16 protein-coding genes are annotated in these 16,386 nt (G+C 68.2%); 3 read left to right on the forward strand and 13 right to left on the reverse strand.

Going from position 1 to position 16,386, the window contains the following annotated elements:
• The first annotated feature begins 32 nt into the window (after window positions 1-32).
• Window positions 33-971: a pirin family protein gene (locus ACZ5PO_RS21870; protein ID WP_464196988.1), complete on the forward strand. Its 939-nt coding sequence runs from the start codon at window positions 33-35 to the stop codon at window positions 969-971.
• A gap of 105 nt (window positions 972-1,076) precedes the next feature.
• On the opposite strand, the gene ACZ5PO_RS21875 is transcribed toward ACZ5PO_RS21870, so the two are convergent.
• Both ACZ5PO_RS21875 and ACZ5PO_RS21880 read right to left on the reverse strand, forming a co-directional pair.
• Window positions 1,077-1,961, reverse strand: coding sequence for a methyltransferase, TIGR04325 family (locus tag ACZ5PO_RS21875; RefSeq protein ID WP_464183865.1), 885 nt, complete (start codon window positions 1,959-1,961; stop codon window positions 1,077-1,079).
• A gap of 357 nt (window positions 1,962-2,318) precedes the next feature.
• Window positions 2,319-3,245 (reverse strand): methyltransferase, TIGR04325 family, encoded by a 927-nt coding sequence (locus tag ACZ5PO_RS21880; RefSeq protein WP_464183866.1) that lies wholly within the window; start codon window positions 3,243-3,245, stop codon window positions 2,319-2,321.
• A gap of 654 nt (window positions 3,246-3,899) precedes the next feature.
• Between ACZ5PO_RS21880 and ACZ5PO_RS21885 the strand changes: the two genes are divergently transcribed.
• Window positions 3,900-4,673: an enoyl-CoA hydratase-related protein gene (locus ACZ5PO_RS21885; RefSeq protein WP_464183867.1), complete on the forward strand. Its 774-nt coding sequence runs from the start codon at window positions 3,900-3,902 to the stop codon at window positions 4,671-4,673.
• A gap of 174 nt (window positions 4,674-4,847) precedes the next feature.
• Here the strand turns inward: ACZ5PO_RS21885 and ACZ5PO_RS21890 are convergent, their stop codons facing one another.
• Window positions 4,848-5,459, reverse strand: a complete 612-nt coding sequence (locus tag ACZ5PO_RS21890; RefSeq protein WP_464183869.1) for a glutathione S-transferase family protein — start codon at window positions 5,457-5,459, stop codon at window positions 4,848-4,850.
• Between the two features lie 94 nt (window positions 5,460-5,553).
• Here ACZ5PO_RS21890 and ACZ5PO_RS21895 point away from each other — a divergent pair, with 94 nt between their 5' ends.
• Window positions 5,554-6,243 (forward strand): helix-turn-helix transcriptional regulator, encoded by a 690-nt coding sequence (locus tag ACZ5PO_RS21895; protein ID WP_464183871.1) that lies wholly within the window; start codon window positions 5,554-5,556, stop codon window positions 6,241-6,243.
• Window positions 6,244-6,265: 22 nt separating this feature from the next.
• Here the strand turns inward: ACZ5PO_RS21895 and ACZ5PO_RS21900 are convergent, their stop codons facing one another.
• The 10 genes from ACZ5PO_RS21900 to ACZ5PO_RS21945 all read right to left on the reverse strand — a co-directional run bounded on the left by ACZ5PO_RS21900 (window position 6,266) and on the right by ACZ5PO_RS21945 (window position 16,354).
• Window positions 6,266-7,435, reverse strand: coding sequence for an MFS transporter (locus tag ACZ5PO_RS21900; RefSeq protein WP_464183872.1), 1,170 nt, complete (start codon window positions 7,433-7,435; stop codon window positions 6,266-6,268).
• Between the two features lie 288 nt (window positions 7,436-7,723).
• Window positions 7,724-8,317 carry a DUF308 domain-containing protein gene (locus ACZ5PO_RS21905; RefSeq protein WP_464183873.1) on the reverse strand — a complete coding sequence of 198 codons (594 nt, stop codon included), beginning with the start codon at window positions 8,315-8,317 and terminating at the stop codon, window positions 7,724-7,726.
• 114 nt (window positions 8,318-8,431) lie between these two features.
• A complete protein-coding gene (locus ACZ5PO_RS21910) occupies window positions 8,432-9,019 on the reverse strand; it encodes a TetR/AcrR family transcriptional regulator (protein ID WP_464183874.1) in 588 nt (195 codons plus the stop codon).
• 64 nt (window positions 9,020-9,083) lie between these two features.
• On the reverse strand, window positions 9,084-9,683 hold the full coding sequence (locus ACZ5PO_RS21915; protein ID WP_464183876.1) for a DNA-3-methyladenine glycosylase: 600 nt from the start codon (window positions 9,681-9,683) through the stop codon (window positions 9,084-9,086).
• 18 nt (window positions 9,684-9,701) lie between these two features.
• Window positions 9,702-10,082, reverse strand: a complete 381-nt coding sequence (locus tag ACZ5PO_RS21920) for a nuclear transport factor 2 family protein (RefSeq protein WP_464183877.1) — start codon at window positions 10,080-10,082, stop codon at window positions 9,702-9,704.
• A 62-nt stretch (window positions 10,083-10,144) separates the two neighbouring features.
• A complete protein-coding gene (locus tag ACZ5PO_RS21925) occupies window positions 10,145-11,908 on the reverse strand; it encodes an MOSC domain-containing protein (RefSeq protein WP_464183878.1) in 1,764 nt (587 codons plus the stop codon).
• Between the two features lie 143 nt (window positions 11,909-12,051).
• Window positions 12,052-14,364 (reverse strand): xanthine dehydrogenase family protein molybdopterin-binding subunit, encoded by a 2,313-nt coding sequence (locus tag ACZ5PO_RS21930; RefSeq protein ID WP_464183879.1) that lies wholly within the window; start codon window positions 14,362-14,364, stop codon window positions 12,052-12,054.
• Window positions 14,361-15,347, reverse strand: a complete 987-nt coding sequence (locus ACZ5PO_RS21935; RefSeq protein WP_464183880.1) for an FAD binding domain-containing protein — start codon at window positions 15,345-15,347, stop codon at window positions 14,361-14,363. Before ACZ5PO_RS21935 ends, ACZ5PO_RS21930 begins: the two co-directional genes overlap by 4 nt.
• Window positions 15,344-15,850, reverse strand: coding sequence for a 2Fe-2S iron-sulfur cluster-binding protein (locus ACZ5PO_RS21940; RefSeq protein ID WP_464183881.1), 507 nt, complete (start codon window positions 15,848-15,850; stop codon window positions 15,344-15,346). The genes ACZ5PO_RS21935 and ACZ5PO_RS21940 overlap by 4 nt, the downstream gene beginning before the upstream one ends.
• A gap of 72 nt (window positions 15,851-15,922) precedes the next feature.
• Complete coding sequence (locus ACZ5PO_RS21945) at window positions 15,923-16,354, reverse strand: MarR family winged helix-turn-helix transcriptional regulator (RefSeq protein ID WP_464183883.1); 432 nt, start codon at window positions 16,352-16,354, stop codon at window positions 15,923-15,925.
• Window positions 16,355-16,386 lie beyond the last annotated feature (32 nt).

The raw sequence follows: 16,386 nt of genomic DNA on the forward strand, positions 1-16,386 counted from the left end.
ACGAAACGAATGGGCAATGCACGCCATCCCGGATGCTCCGATATTGTCGGTGGCGAGGACCGATCAGGAGAGACGACATGATTGAAATGGTCATCGAACAGCGGCGGCATAACCTTGGCGGCAGCTTCGAAGTCGGCCGCGTGCTGCCGTTCGCAAAACGGCGCATGGTTGGCCCCTTCATCTTCTTCGACCATATGGGGCCACTCGATCTCGCGCCGGGCGTTGATCGCAGCGTCGACGTTCGCCCGCATCCGCACATCGGTCTGTCGACCGTGACCTACCTGTTTGCCGGCGAGGTGATGCATCGCGACAGCCTCGGCTACGAGCAGGCGATCCGGCCGCAGGAGGTCAACTGGATGACCGCGGGACGCGGCATCACCCATAGCGAGCGCTTCGAGCGCGCGCGGGCGCAGGGCGACCACCTGCACGGCATCCAGGCTTGGGTCGCGCTACCGGCCGGGCAGGAGGAGATCGCCCCATCCTTCTCCCATCATGCCGGACACGGGTTGCCGCAATGGAGCGACGCCGGCGTCAACGGGCAGCTCATCGCCGGCAGCGCCTATGGCCTGACGGCCGGCGCCGAAACGCATTCGCCGCTGTTCTACGCGCATCTCGACATGGCGCCGGGCGCGACCGCCGAGATTCCGGGCGGCCACAAGGAGCGCGCGCTCTACATCGCGACCGGTGCGGTGGAGCTGGATGGTACGCGCTACGAGGGCGGCCGCATGCTGGTGCTCGGCTCGGCCGCCTCGCGCGTGCGGGCCGCGGAACGCTCTGCCGTGATGGTCCTTGGCGGCGAGCCCGTCGGCGAGCGGTTCATCTACTGGAACTTCGTGTCCTCCTCGAGGGAGCGGCTCGCGCAGGCGGCATCGGACTGGAAGGCGGGACGGATGAAGCTGCCGGATGCCGACGATGCGGAGTTCATCCCGCTGCCGGACGAGCCGGCGCCGCCCGCACCGGCCATGTCGTAGGACAGCCATCTGACAGTGGACAGGCACGTGGGGAGAGCGGCTCCGGCGGAGATCGCCGGAGCCCGATCCGGAGGAAAACGGACGACGGGTGACGGTCCGCGCGCATCAAGCCGCGGCCCGGGGCGCCTCGCGAGGCATGCTCCCATCGGCCGACGCCACTGCGCGCCGCTCGCTGGAGGTGGCCGTCTGGCTGCTGCTCGCGGCAGCGCTTCGCCTGCTATTCCACGCTTCACCAATCATATGGACCGCATGTTCGCCGTCTGCGGCTCGTACCACAAACGTGCGATGGGGGATGTCCCACCGCGTCGCAAGCGAATAGCCGCAGTGTTCGCGGGCGGCATTCAGCTCCGAGAGCGCCATCACGCGATGCGGCATGCGCCCGATACCGAAGCTTTCCAGCGTATAGAAGCTCGGCTCGTCGGTGCATGAAATCTTGTTCAGCAAGATCATCGGTGGCGGCGTCGAGAGGTCAGACAAGATATTTTCGAAAGGCGTGTCGAAGTATTGTATCGCTCCAGAGCAGATCAATACATCAGAAGGCTCGGCGTCGCCGATGCGGTCGTAAAATGCCAACTGTGGGAGACCAGTCGCGCGCTTTCGGCCTTCGCGACACATCGCCGGCACCTCGACCACCTGCCACACCATGTCGGCCGGAAAGTCGATGACGGTACGATAGGCGAAGTATTTGACGCCGATATGGCCGCCGAGGTCGATGACACGCCGCAGCTTGCCTTCGGCGATGAGCCGCTGCAGATAGAAGATGATCGGCCAGTCGAAGGGGTGGATACGGCCGAAGAGGTCGACGTTGATGTCGACCATGCGGTCATCGTCGTAGACGACGCGGTCCGAAGGCCTCAGATAGCCCAATGCTGCGTAGCGCGTGGGGAACGTGCCCCAAAAATCGCCGTAGCATCGGTGCAGCATGGCGTTCAGGCGCCCCGAACGACGAAGTTGCTTGAGACCTGGCAATGTCCAAATGCGACCCTTCATGGGGCACCTCTTGGCGAAGGCTCAGCATCGATGTGGGCTGTTCTCTGGCAGCTGGCCAAGGTCCGACATCCGGCCCTGTATCGCTCCCTGCAATGACGTCGAGAAGCCGCTCCGAGGGTGTCAGGCTCCTAGAGCGCTTTGCGATTGGGTGGGAACACCCAATCGCGAGAAAGCGCTCCAGATTCAAAAGACTATGAGCATTTCTCTGCCATTGGATGGGTCCATCCAATGGCGAAATGCTCTAGGCAGGCAACTGGCTTTGCCGGCCCCACTGGAGCTCCCCTGATTGGAGATTGGCGATAGCGAAACGGTGTGGCGCTCGGGATTAGAGGTATTTCGGTCCCTTGCCCCGGCACCTCATCCGCTCGGGACATGCTTCGGGCGCTCGTCAAGGGTGAAGGCGAGGCCGGAGTACGCCGGTATCTCCCGGGTCGGAAATGCCGGCAATCGAATGGAGTTCTCGAGCGCGGTCCATTCGTCGTTCAGCCGGTATCCGGCTCCCGTCAGATCGGCGATGAGCTCGGACTTGTTGCGGACGATGCACGCCACGCGAAAGCCGTCCGCCTCCTGCACGGTCGCGAAAGGCTTGCCGTTTGTGAGCGGCGTGCGGTTGATGATGACGTGCATTGGAGCTGCACGTAGGCTGGCAATGATCTCGGACAGCGGTTTCTCAAAGTAGTGCAGGGAGCCCGAAATGATCAAGATGTCGCATGGTTGCGCATGCTCGAGTGAATCGACGAACATGAGCTGATCGGCTTTCCTCTCTTTGGCCAGAGAGCGACCGATCTCGGTCATGGCGGGCAAGTCGAAGACTTCCCAAGTCAACGCGGCGGGGAGTCTTAAACGAGACCGGTAGCAATAGTACAGGTTTCCGATGTTGCCCCCCAGATCCAGGATATGTCGGGCTTCACCAATGATCGGCTGCAGGTGAAACATCGCGGCGTAGTCGCTCGGCCGAGGCCGGAGGCCGAGCATCTCGTGAAGCGAGGCGTTGGCAGGATTGCTGTGGCCCTCATTGGCATAGTGATGGATGGCCGCCCGTGCTTCTGCGAGGGAGCCGAAGGGGCGGCGAAAGCCGGCGGCAAGCTCGAGAGCTCGACGGGACGGATCAAAGTCCCCGGCGGCCTTGAGCAATGTCGACACGCCGGGGACGAGGGGCGCCCTCGTCATCAGTGCATTGGCGATATGGATCTGAACGAGGCGGGCGTCCCGCAGTCTGCGGCGAGCCCACGACCCTGCGTCCAGGGTCTGCTGCCCGCCCTCGGTCGCGAGAGATCGTTCCATGCGAAGCGTCCATTGTTCGTGGAGACTGGAGCGCGTCGAGGTCACCGTGGCTCAGGTGGGACGGCGGCGGTCATGATCGACTTCAGGTATCGTCTTGGCCGGCTCCCCGAAGCCGGAGCTTTTACTGGGGGATGCTTGCAACGTCAGCGGCGCAGACCACGTGAGAGCTCGCGACAAGACGGCGATGAAGCTGCAAGGCGCGAATGATGATCTAAGGTCGTTTGCCAGCTGACGGCTGAGCGCGGCTCCTTCGATTGGTAGCCGGCCGCGGCGCATTATGGTAAGATGGAGGGGCGCGCATGGCACCTCATCCAATCGGCGCAACCCTCCTTCGAAAGTGGCAGCGCCGGGTTAGACGGAAAGCTTTTTTGCGCGCCGAGCTTCGCAGCTGCGCGAATTCATTTAGAACAGGGTGGCCTGCAGGCAGAAGGCAAGGCCACCTTGCTGCTCGCGCTGCCGCGTCGACTTTGCTAGCTCCGGAACTGAGGCTGCCGCGACCGTTCATTGGTCCGGAGCATTTCGCCCTTGGATGAGATCATCCGAACCGACGAGGCGCTGCCGTCTTGCCTCGCTGCGCCCGCGCTTGGCGCTGGCGCAACCAGCAAACCATGGCACAGTGCGGGCGATCGACAATATCCATCGGGAGAGACGACCATGGCTGGGGTGAAACAGGAGCGGGACGGTGGGGTCGGGATTCTCACCCTCGACGAGCCGGCCTCTTTGAATGCAATGACGCCGGACCTGTTGGGCGGCTTGGCCTCCGGCATCGCCGAGATGACAGGCGACGAGGGCATTCGGGCCCTGGTCCTGACCGGCGCCGGCAGGGCCTTTTGCTCCGGGCAGAACCTCAAGGCTTCGGAAGCGCTCGGGCCGGATCTCCTGGCCGGCGTCATGCGCCACTATTGGCCGGCCTTCAGAGCGTTGCGCGAGTGCCGCGTGCCGGTGGTGGTGGCGGTCAACGGCGTGGCGGCCGGCGGGGGCTTCAGCCTGGCGATGGCCGGCGACATCATCGTGGCGGCGCGGTCGGCGAGCTTCATCCAGGTGTTCAGCCGGATCGGGCTCGTGCCCGATCTCGGCTCCACATGGATGCTGCCGCGGGTGATCGGCCGGCAGCGGGCGCTCGAGCTGATGCTGCTGAACGAGCCGCTCTCCGCCGAGGCGGCCCACGGCATGGGCCTGGTGCGCAGCGTCGTCGACGATGGGCAGCTTCAGGAGGAGGCGCTGACCTTGGCGCGGCGTCTGGCCGATGGCCCGACGCGCGCGCTCGTCGCCACGCGACAACTGCTCGATGTCAGCGAGCATGCGAGCTTCGAGGAGCAGTTTCGCCACGAGCTGGAGGCGCAGTCCGAGATCCGGACGAGCGCCGACGCGCTCGAGGGGCGGAACGCGTTCGTCGAGAAGCGCAAGGCGCGCTTCACCGGGCGCTGATGTTCGAACTCACTGCGGTGGCAGTGTAATCTGCGGCAGCGTGCGGCGTCGCAGGCAATAGCGGTGCCGCCGGAGATTGGGCGCTCCGTCTGAAGGAGCGCCGGAGAGATCGCTGAGCATGACGCGGTGCGATGGCCGCACCATGCCCCGCAGAATTGACCCGGTCGGGCCGTCTCAAGCGGCCTTCTGCACGCCCTCGGCTCCGTCGAGGCCGACGGCGCGCTGATAGGCCGGGCGCGCCTGGCAGCGTGCAATGAAGGCGTCGAGCACGGCGCTGTCGGGAAAGGCGCGTCGCCCGAACGCCAGCGCACTGCCGACGAGCAGGTCGACGCCGGTGAAGCGATCGCCGAGCAGAAACGGCGACTTGGCAAGCGTGCTTTCCAGACGCTGGACCGCCTTGTCATAGCTGCGCTTCTTCATTGCATTGGCATCGAGCTCATTGCCGAACTGCGCGAACATGGCGGGCTCGAGCGCCGCTGCGTACCAGGCAAGCCAGGTCAGGTAGTCGCCGCGGCGCGGGTCGCCCACTTGCGGACCAAGCCCGGCGGCGGGGACGGCATCGGTCAGATAGAGAACGATCGCCACGGATTCCGCGACCAGGGTATCGCCGTCGACGATCGCGGGCACGAGCTTGTCGGGGTGCGGATTGGCGGGATCGGGCTCGCCGAGCCCGGTCATCCAGCGGAAGATGGAGACGGGGCGAATAACGTAGGGCGCACCCAGCTCCTCGAGCAGCCAGATCATCCGGCTCGAGCGGCTTTGCGGGGCGTGGTAGAGCGTGATCATCGGGATATCCCTTTCTTGGCGCGCGTTGCCGCTTGCGCTGAACCGCCTCCTAGGCGAACCCTGTTGACAGCATCATGGCAGCAGGAAGCAGCGAGTGCGGCGCGCCGATCGTCTTTTTCAGATCATCCAGATCCTGCGCGGTGCTCGCAGGCCCCTGACGGCGGACGCCATCGGCGCCGAGCTGGAGGTATCGAAGCGCACCGTCTATCGCGACATCGCCGACCTCATGGCCCAGCGGGTGCCGATCCGGGGCGAAGCGGGCCTGGGCTACGTCCTCGACAGCGACTTCGACATGCCGCCCCTGATGCTGACGCGCGATGAGATCGAGGCGGCGGTGCTGGGCGCGCAGTGGGTGGCAGGGCGCGGCGATGCCGTGCTCGCCAACGCGGCGCGCGACCTTGTCGCCAAGATCGCGTCCGTCGTGCCCGACCATCTGCGGCCGGTCGTGATGGAGCCCGCGGTCGCCACGCCGCCGGGTCCGAAAGACAAATACGAGGATCGGCTCGATATCGTTCGCACGCGACAGTGGATCCACGCCGGCCGCAAGATTCTCATCGCATACCGGGATGAGCGCGGCGCGGAGACGTCACGGACGATATGGCCGATCAAGCTCGGCTATATGGAGACGATCCGCATGCTGATCGCCTGGTGCGAGCTGCGACGCGATTTCCGCAGCTTCCGCACCGACCGCGTGGTCGCCGCCGATTTCCTGGAGGAGCGGCATGGCGCGCGGGTCGCCGCGCTCTGGTCGCAATGGCTGAAGCAGCGCAAGGCGGGGGCCTGACCGGCGCCGGCGCAGCGGCGGCTCACGCCGCCTGCGATCGCACGCCCTCGCGGCGTCGGTCGCCTTCCAGCGCCAGCACAATCCCCGACGCGGCGGCCAGCGCCAGCGCCGCATAACCCACCGCCTCGGGGCGGCCCTGCGCGATGAGCCAGCCGCCGAGGCCCGTGCCCACCGCCTGGCCGACGTAGGCCAGGGAGGTGTTGAGGGCGATGGAGACGCTGGCCAGCGCCGGCGCGGCGGCGTTCAGGCGGGCCTGTTGCATGGAGTTGGTGGCGGCGAAGCCCAGGCCCCACAGCGCCAGGCCCACGCCCATGGCGGCAAGGGAGCCGGCTGCCAGCGTCCACGCCGCGATGCCGGCAATGACCAGGCCGAGGCAGATGGCGAGCGTGCGCCGCGCGCCGAGCGGCTGCACGATGCGGCTGGCGGCGATGTTGCCGATCAGGCTCGCACCGCCGAACAAAGCGAAGAAGCTGCCGGCCACCTCCTTGCCGGCGCCGGCGAGCGCACTGAGCAGCGGCGCCATGTAGATGAAGATGGCGAGTTGGCCAGCGGTGGAGAGGAGCGACACCAGGAGGATGAGCAGGATCTGTCTGTCGCGGGCGATGGTGCCGAAGCTGGCCAGCGACAGCGGCTGCCCGCGCAGGCGGCGCGGCAGCGCCCGCATCAGCAGGGCGGTGCTGAGCAGGGCGGCGGCGGCGATGGCGCCGTAGGCGCCGCGCCAGCCGAGCGGCTCGGCCAGCATGGTGAGCAGCGGCAGCCCGATGGCAAAGGCCAACGCCCAGCCCAGGAACACCAGGGCGATGGCGCTCGCCCGCTCCCGCTCCGACATCATGAGCGCCACCGTGCTCGCCGCCTGCGGCGTGTAAAGCGCCGCGAACACCAGGGTGAGCAGGCGGATGATCAGGAGGGTGGCATAGTCGGGCGCCAGCGCCGAGGCGAGGTTGCCGGCCACCATGGCAGCCAGCGTCCCCGCCAGCAGCACCTTGCGGTCGAGGCGCGCGGTGAGCCAGGCCATCAGTGGCGAGCCCAGGCACAGCACCACGGCGCCGTAGGTCACCAGCAGGCCCGCGTCGCGCACGCTGACCTCGAGGCCCCGCGCAAGCTCGCCCAGCATGCCGGCGGGGGCGAGGATGGTGACCCCGACGACGAAGTTGCCGGCCATCAGGCCGAAGCGCGCCAGCGCAGTGGTCATGGATCGATCGCCTCGGAGGCCTCGGGGCGACCGCAACCGGGCGGTGCGGCTGTGCGGGCCTGTATGAGCGCGTGCGGTGGCGGCGGAGAAGACATCGCCCCCTCATAGGGCCGCGAGCCTCGGTTGGCGACCGCGTGTAGCGAGGACGCTCCATGCAAAAGCCGATGCGTGATCGTGTTCTTCGTCCTTCCTTCCCGGCTTTCAGTTGCTGGATCTCGGCGTCTGTTAGGCGCGTTCCGCGTCCGGCGACAGGGTCGGGGGAGGCGCGAACAGTCAATCGGCGTCGGGTCAGGCGCCGCCGGATGCCACTTTCCGGCGCCGCGCCGCCGCGACGGTCAGCCAGAGGGCCGAGACGAGGAAATAGAAGGCGCCGAAGGCGGCGTAGGGAGCGACGGTGGTGATGCCCGGTATCTCGGGCGCGCCGGCCTGCTTGAGGAAGAAGGCGCCGGCGAGCGCCGACTGGGCGCCGCTGAGGATCATCGCCCATTGCGCGCCGTAGCTTTTCCAGCGGCGGATGCCCGTCGCAAGCTGGGTCACACCTGCGAGAACGGCCCAGGCCCCGAACACGCCGAGCACCGCATTCATGCTGATCCCGAGCGCGATCGCGACCGCCACGGTCGCCGCACCGCTGACGACGACGTTGAGCGCCTGGGTCGCGTTCCGCTTCAGGCCCCCGTTGCGCTGGGCGTCGACGAGATTGGCGGCGGCGTCCCAGGCCGGATAGGCGAGCAGCAGCACGGCCGCCACCGCGGGCGTGCTCTTTCCCAGCGTGACCGCGGCCGCCACCCAGCCGGCTGAAACGGCGGCGCGCGTGAAGTAATAGGACGTCAGCCAGCTGTTGCCCTGGGCTGCGCTCGGCTGGTCGATGGTCATGTCGCTCATGGATCTCTCCTTTGTCCATCCAACTAGAAGGTAGGGTGATTGGCCGCAGTCGGTTGGGCGGCTACCGATTAGATGGTAGGGCCGGTGGGCAAATTGCGGCTCCGGCCGCCGCCGTCACGTTCGGACGGCGACGAGCCTGTCCATCAAGGGCTGGGTGATGACGCCGAAGATCTTCGGATCGCCATAGGCTCGGGCCGAGAGCATGGCGCCGTGCACGGTGGCCATGAACGCCTCCGCCTCGCCGCGCGCGGAGCCGGAGAGAGCAAGGGTGCCGCGTTGCGCGCCCCGCTCCAGAACGGAGGTCAGCCACGCCGACAGCGCCCGGAAATGAGCCCTCACCTCCAGCACGATATCCGGCGGCAGCGCGGGTATTTCGCTTGCCAGCAGGGCGCACACGCAGAAGCTGGTGGTCGGATCGCCGATGCAGGCGGCCCAGTAACCCGTGTAGGCGCGCAGCTGATCCGACGGCTCCGGATGATAACGTTCAAGTTCAGCCAGTCCCGCCTCGGCTTCCTCGCGGTATTTCGCCACGAGGATGCGGACCAGATCGGCCTTGCTGGGAAAATGATGGTGGATGCTGGCCTTGCGAATGCCGACGACTTCAGAGATGTCGGCATAGCTGAAGCCGTTATAGCCTCCGGCAATGATCAAGGCGCGCGCGCACCGGAGAATGTCATCCGACGTGCTGGACAGGTTGCTCATGACGCTTGTCTACCTTCTAGTAGGAAGGTTGTCAAGCACGGGGGATCTGGCCCCTTCCTCGCCCTCAGCGGCCGTTCAGAGAGCGGGGACCGCTGACGAACGGGCTGTCCAACAGGAAAAATCGCAGCGGACGCTCCGCGTCGCGCGTGATGCCGATGCGCACGCTCTGGCCGATGTCGCCGGGCTCGCGGTCGGCACGGCGCAGCCAGAGCGGCCCGCGGCGGCACAGGTCGAGCCCGTCGAGCCGACGGTCGATCGCCAAGGCTTGGGCCAGCCGTCCAGGTCCGCGCGTCAGGTCGCGCAGGCGCTCGGTGCGGCGATTGCGCTGCATGATCTCGATGCCGTCGACCGGCTCGAGCGCCCGCACGAGCACGCCGGCTCCGATCCCGGGCGTCTCGCTGGAGACATTCAGCATGTAGGAGATGCCGTAGGCCAGATAGACGTAAGCGTGGCCCCGCTCCAGAAACAGCGAGCGATTGCGCGGGGTCATGCCGCGGTAGGCGTGCCCTGCGGCGTCGCCGACGATATACGCCTCGGTCTCGACGATCCGGCCGCTGACCACGCCCCCGGGCAGCTCACGCACGATGAGCTTGCCGATGAGGTGGCGGGCGAGCGCGACCGTCTCGATGGGCAGTTCCGCGCGAGAGAGGGGTGCGATGGCCATCCCTGCGGCGGGCCAGCTTCAGACTATTCGCTCGACCCATTGCGCGCGTGACGGGCCCGGCTCGAACGGGTCGCCGAAGTACTGGGTCTCGCGGGCCACCTTGCCCTCCAGGAACTCCATGATGCTGACGGTGTAGGACGGCCGCCCATCATAGGTGAGGACGAATTCGGTGACCCAGAGGTCGCCCGTGCCGGTCATCCGCCGCACGGTGAAGTGCTTGCGGTTCGGCTGCGCGGCGCGCGACGACTGGATGTTGCGGCGGCCGCGGATGCGCTCGCCCGACTGCGGATATTCGAGCACCGCGTCGTCCCGATAGATGTCGTGCTCCGCTTCGAAGTCGCTGGCATCGGAGGCGGCCCAGTGGCGATCGAGAGCCCGTCGAATCTGCTCGTCTTCCATCTCGAACCTCCTCGGCCGTCGCCGATGGCCGATCTTGACCTTCGCGAGGGGCGCGCAACAGTTCAAAGGTCGATCACGATATCGGCCTTGGGGCGAGAGCAGCAGATCAGCACGTTGTCGGCCGCCGGCGGGTCGACCGGCTCCGGTTGATAGCTGACCGCACCGGCGACGAGCGCGGTTTCGCAGTTGTGGCAGACCCCGCTGCGGCACGACCACCGCACCGGGACGTCGCATGCCTCGGCAAGCTCCAGCAGGCTTTGGTACGGCGCCCCCCAGCGCACGTTGAGGCCGCTGCGCGCGAAAGACACGAGTGGCCCCGAGCCGGCAGGCCCCGCCGGCAGGTGCGGGCTCCTGCGAGACATGCCGGCAATGCCGGGCGTCAGCGATGGTCCGCTCCCGAAGTTCTCGGTGTGGATGCGGCCGGCGGCCACCCCCCAACCGGCGAGGCCGCCCGACACATCGCTCATGAAGGCGGCCGGCCCGCACAGGTAGAAATCGGCCTCGCGGGGCACGTCCAGCTCCGCGAGATCGGCGGCGCCGACGCGACCGGGCGCGTCGAAATCGACGCCAAGCCGGTCGCCGGCGGCCGGCGCGCTATAGCGGATGCGGCTGTGAGCACGCGGCAACGCCTTCAATGCAGCCCGCACCTCTTCGGCAAACACATGCTCCTCGCGGTCGCGCGCGCCGTGCAGCCACCAGACCTCTCGTCGTGACTTTGTGGCGGCCAGCGACAACAGCATGGCGAGCACGGGGGTCGCGCCGATGCCGGCACTCAGCAAGACGACCGGTCCGTCCCCAGCTTGCAATGTGAAGCAGCCGCGCGGAGCCGCCATCTCGACGATGTCGCCGGCCTGGATGCCGTCGGCGATGTAGGTCCCAGCCACACCGCCGGTGTTGCGTTTGACGCTGATGCGGTAGCTCCCCTCGCTCGGCCCGCCCGAAAGTGAATAGCTGCGCAGGAGCGGTGGTGCGTCGGGCGCCGGCCGCAGGCGGAGCACGGCAAATTGTCCCGGCAGCCCGGCCGCGAGGGGCCGGCCATCGGCAGGCTCGAGCCGCAGCGAGGTGACGGTCTTGCTCTCGCGGATCTTGCCGGTCACCCGCATCGGGTGAAACCCCGCCCATGCCGGCCGTTGGCCCGTGGTTCCGGCGAGCCCGGCATTGCCCGTCGTGGCGCCCGGGCTGCGCGCCTGGTCCAGCAGCGCCCTGAACGAGCGGCGCCAGCCGGGGCTCAACGCCGATATGCGCAACGCCCTTTCCAGCTGGTCGGCGGAATGACCGGGCTTGTAGAGGAGCGCATTCACCTCGGCGATGGTCATGCCCTCGGGGCCTTGCATGACGCGCACGATCTCGTCGCCGGCCTCGACCTCTCCCTCCTCGATGACGCGAAAATAGAAACCGGGCCGGTCATGCGCGACGAGCAGCGCCGGCATCTGCGGCTCGTTCATGCGCATGCCGAGGCGGTAGCAGGTCACGCGCGGCTGAGTGACCTCGAACAAGGCGTTTCCGATACGGTAACGATCGCCGATGCACACCTGATCGTCAGCCAGGCTTTCGACGGTAAAGTTCTCGCCGAATTGGCCGCAGGTGAAATCGCTCCGGTCGAGGTGGCGTTCCCAGTAGCGATAGGATTCGATCTGATACACGAAGACGGCGCGGTGCTCGCCGCCGTGCCCGGCGAGATCGCCTTGACCATCGCCGTCGACGTTGAGCCGCCGCGCCATGCGCCGGCCCTGAACCGGCTCTTTCCAGACCGCGGTGCGGACCGTCCGGCTCTGCCAGGCAACGTCGCGGGGGAGCCCCACATTCAAGGACAGCAGGCGCGCCATCACGCCACCTCGCGATGAAGGGCGCCATGGATCCGTCGTGGGCGCCGATCACCGCGACATGCTAGCTCGCTCCGGGGACCACGGTCGAGCGGCTTGCGCGTGCCACCATCGCTCAAGAACGCTCGTCGCGCCTCGCACCACGATCACAGCAGCTTATCCAGCGTGATCGGCAGGTCGCGCACTCGCTTGCCCGTCGCGTTGAACACCGCGTTGGCGATGGCCGCCGCGACGCCAGTGATGCCGATCTCGCCGATGCCGCGGGCGCCGAGCGGCGAGCGCGGATCGGGGATGCCGGTCCACATCACGTCGATCTCCGGCACGTCGAGATGGGCGGGCAGGTGATAATCGGCGAGCGAGGCGTTCATGATCCGGCCGCTGCGCTCGTCGAACAGCGTCTCCTCGGTCAGCGCCAGGCCGATCCCCATGATCATGCCGCCCCGGAACTGGCTGGCGGCGGTCATCGGGTTGAGGATCGTGCCGCAGTCGAACGACCCGAGCAGCCGGTCGAGGCGCACTTCCCCGGTGACGTCGCTGACCCGCAGCGCGCAGAAGATCGCCGACGAGCTGTGCATGGCGAACTTCAAAAATTCCAGCGGGGCGCTGCCCGCCGCGGTGACGGTGACGGCGTCGCGTCCGGCGCGCGCCAGGATCGAGCGAAAGGTCTCGTGCCGCGCGGGCTCCTCGATGCCGGCGATGCCCGCGTCGGCGAAGCGCACCTCGCCGGCGCGCAGGCCGGCAACCGGGCTGTCGTTGCCGGCCAGCCGCAACAGCTCGCCGGCGAGCTTGTCCGCCGCCGCCACGATGGCGCCGGCGACCGACACGGTCTGGCACGACCCACCGGCCATGGGCGCGGCGGGCAGGGCGGAATCGCCCATTTCGAAGGTGATCGCCTCGAGCGGCAGGCCGAGCCGGTCGGCGGCGTGCTGCACCTGGACGGTCGCCGTGCCCATGCCCATCTCCTGCGCCGAGCAGGAGACGGTCGCCGATCCGTCGCCATGGAGGGTGAGGCGGACGTTGGCGCCCGGCATGCGCGCATAGGGGAAGCTGCCGGTGGCGCAGCCCAGGCCGATGCGCCACTCGCCCTCGCGCCAGGTGCCGGGCTCGGCCTTGCGCCGCTCCCACCCGAAGCGCTGGACGCCGTCGGTATAGGCTTGTCGCAAGCCGTGCTGCGAGAAAGGGGCGCCGGAGATCGGATGGCGCTCGGGTACGTTGCGCAGGCGCAGCTCGATCGGGTCGAGGCCCATGGCGTGCGCCAGCTCGTCGACCGCGCTCTCGACCGCGAAGGTGCCGATGGCTTCGCCCGGGGCGCGCATGAAGGTGTTGGGCACGATGTCGAGGTCGATATGGCGCTGGAGGATCTCGAAGCTCTTGGCGCCGTAGAGCGAGCGCGTGCCCATGGTGTATTGCTCGGGGCACGCCCCATAGGGCGGCATGACCGAGTAGCCGGTGTGCACCAGCGCCGTGAATCGGCCCTGCGCATCGGCGCCGATGGCGACGCGCTGCTCGGACGGGCTGCGCCCGCCGATGATGCGGTAAACGCCCTCGCGGCTCAGCGCCAGGCGCACCGGCCGGCCGGTGAGCTTGGCCGCCGCGATGGCGAGGATCTGGTGATCCCACAGCCCCTTGCCGCCGAAGCCGCCACCGACGAAGGGCGACAGCACCCGCACCTGCTCCTTCTTGATGCCGAACAGCTTGGCAATGGCGCCGGCGCTGGCGGCGACCATCTGCGTCGCGTCGTGCACCAGCAACTGCTCGCCCTGCCAGGCGACGGTGAGGGCGTGGAGCTCGATGGCGTTGTGGTTCTGGCCCGGCGTCCGATAGAGGTTGTCGACTCGGTAGGGGGCCCTCGCCAGCTCGCGCTCGGCGTTGCCGATGGCGACGTGGTTCTTCTCGATGAGGATCGACGCCGGCACACGCGCCTCGGCCTTGGCGTCCTCGAAGCGCGTCTTGGCGGCCTCGACCGCATAGTCGAGTTCGATCAGCGCCGCGGCATGGTCCGCCTGCTCCTGGGTTTCGGCGATGACGAGCGCGACGACCTGCCCGTTATAGCGGATCTCGCCGTCCTGCAGGATCGGCAGGTTGCTGTTGCCGACGGCGGACATGTCGCTGAGGCTGATGAGGGGCAGGGTGCCCAGGCGCAGCATGTTGCGATGGGTCACCACCAGGACGACGCCCGGCGCCGCCTCGGCGGCCTGGGTGTCGAGCCGCGTGATCCGCCCCCGTGTCACCGGGCTGTGCACCAGGGCCGCGTAGGTGAGCCGATCCATGGCGACCTCGGCGGCGAAGCGCGCCTCGCCGGCCACCTTCAGCGGGCCGTCCAGGCGGGAGGCCTGCCGTCCGATCGCCACCCGCCGCTCGATCAGCGGATCGGGCGTGCCGCCGGGCAGCCATTGCGCCGGCACCCAGCCGAGCGCGGTCCTGACCGAGCCGACGACGACATTCTGGACCCTGCTCATCGGTCAACTCCCGCCAGCTCGGCAAGAACGGCGCTCAGGCTGCGCTTCGCCAGCTCGAGCTTGAAGGCGTTTCCGGGCAGCGGCTCGGCGTCCGCCAGCTCGGCCGCAGCCGCGGCCTCGAAGCCGGCCATCGTGGCAGGTGCGCCGCGCAGCATCGCCTCGGCATGGAAGGCCCGCCACGGCTTGGGGGCGATGCCGCCGAAGGCGATGCGGATGTCGGCGATCCGCTCCTCGTGCAGGGTCAGCCCCGCCGCCACCGAGACGAGCGCGAAGGCGAAGCTCGCGCGGTCGCGGACCTTGCGATAGGCCGATCGGGCGGCGAAGGGCGAGGCCGGGATCTCGACGGCCACGATCACGTCGCCGGGCTCCAGCGCCGTGTCCCGGTCCGGCGTATCGCCCGGCAGGCGATGGAACTCGACCATGGGAATGGTCCGCGGGCCGGCGGCCCCGTCCACATGGATGCGCGCGTCGAGGGCCGCCAGCGCCACGCACATGTCCGACGGGTGCGTTGCGATGCAGGCCGAGGAGGCGCCGAGGATCGCATGGTAGCGGTTGAAGCCGCCGATGGCGTCGCAGCCGCTCCCCGGTGCGCGCTTGTTGCAGCGCGAGCCGGCGACATCGGTGAAATACACGCACCGCGTCCGCTGCATCAGGTTGCCGGCGATGGTCGCCATGTTGCGCACCTGCGCCGACGCGCCCGACAGGATCGCCCGGGACAGCATCGGATAGCGCGCCCGTACCAGGGGGTGTGCCGCGACGGCCGTGTTGCGGGCGGCCGCGCCGATGACGAGTCCGCCATCTTCCGCTTCCTGGATCGTCGCGGGGAGCGCCGTCACGTCGACCAGCAGCGACGGCCGCTCGACGCCCTTGCGCATGAGATCGACGAGGTTGGTGCCGCCGCCGAGGAGGCGGCGCCCATCCCCGGCCACGATCGGGGGAATGTCGCGGACGGACGCCGCGCGGACATAGCTGAGCGGGTTCATGCTGCGTGCTCCGCCGCGACCTCGAGGATGGCATCGACGATGCCGTTGTGGGCGCCGCAGCGGCACAGGTTGCCGCTCATGCGCTCGCGCACCTCGTCGCGCGACAGCAGAACCGGCGCGGCGGTCAGATCGGCGGTGAGATAGCTCGGCATGCCCGCCTTGGCCTCGCGCAGCATGGCCGTGGCCGCGCAGATCTGCCCGGGCGTGCAGTAGCCGCACTGGAAGCCGTCATGCTTGATGAAGGCCGCCTGCAGAGGGTTGGGGCTGTCGGCGCTGCCCAACCCTTCGATCGTCGTGACCGACCGGCCGTCCGCCTGCACCGCCAGGGTCAGGCAGGACAGCACCCGCTCTCCGTCGACGAGCACCGTGCAGGCGCCACAGGCGCCCTGGTTGCAGCCCACCTTGGTGCCGGTGAGATGCAGGCGCTCGCGCAAGAGGTCGAGCAGGGAGACGCGCGCGTCGTCCGGGGCCGCGACGTCCGTGCCGTTGATGCGTATCGCCATGGCAGTCCCTCCGGTGCAAACGCCGAACGTGCCGGCCAAGTTCACCCCGAGATATGCCGAAATTCGTACTATTCAATCTTCGTGATAAACGATTTTCGTGATCATGCCGACGAAGGCGTCGCGTTCGGCCGGCGACAGCCGGCTCAGCATCATCCGGTACATGGCGCGGTGCGCCGCCACCAGCTCGCCGACCAGCGCTTCGCCGTCGCCGGAGAGGCGCAGCGCCACGGCACGGCGGTCGCCTTCGACGCGGTCCCGCTCCAGAAGCCCGCGCCTGGCCAGACGGTCCGTCGCCGAGGAGACCGTCGTCGTCGCCACGCCGAGGAAGCGCGCCACGTCGGTCGGCCCGCACCCCGGATGATCGGCTACGAACAGCAGCGTCTGCCGGTCGAGCTCGTTGAGCGGCCGTTCGGAGCCCTCCGCTTCCGCCAGCTTGTAGCGGCGCGCGAAGGTCTCGAACGCGGCGCCAAGCTTGGCAAGCTGGTCATCGGTCGGCTCGGTCATGACCGATCCGCATACTCCGCCGCGGCGGTCGA

The organism is Chelatococcus sp. KU-N122, assembly GCF_055391085.1.